1 protein-coding gene is annotated in these 544 nt (G+C 47.8%); it reads right to left on the bottom strand.

The genetic code is table 11. The features are described from left to right. The coding region (locus R7Z50_RS30385) for an endonuclease/exonuclease/phosphatase family protein (RefSeq protein ID WP_411979547.1) at window positions 1-544 on the bottom strand (544 nt) is incomplete at both ends.

Here is a 544-nt window from a genome sequence, read left to right as displayed (position 1 = left end):
TCAGCATTTCTATAGTTCGCACCAGCGCATTTCTTTGATGCCAAAGCTCGCTGGTTCTTGGGGATGGCGGATGAGCCGCAAACAAAGTGATCGGTGCTTGATCTTTAGGCAACCAAACCGCTCTGATGACTTCTTGTCCATTTGGCGCACGATAAACCGAAACCTCCTTGATCGGGTGTCGGCTAAGAATCATCAAATTTGATGGGTACCCTACGTCACGTTGGCCACCATAATAATGCGGATAGACATCATCCAACATGTGCAAAAGGCTGCCAACTCGCGGCGTCAGTTCTTGCATCACCACCAAATCAGCAGGATGCCTCAACAGATAGTTGATGAACTGATTGATGTCTGAGTTTTCGTAAAAAAGATTGAATTGAATGACGCTCAAAGACTGCGAGCAAGACGCCACATGGCTGCGCTGCGACGGAACAAGGAGCGAGACAAACAAAATAGCGACAAAGGCAGAAAATGCACTTTGCAACCATCGACGAGGGATGAAAAACGCAGAGGCTAACACAACGTAAGTGAACACAATGAGGGC

Source organism: Vibrio sp. 1249-1 (assembly GCF_033340495.1).
Note: the sequence above shows the minus strand (reverse complement) of the source record. Positions and strands in the feature narration are given on the sequence as shown.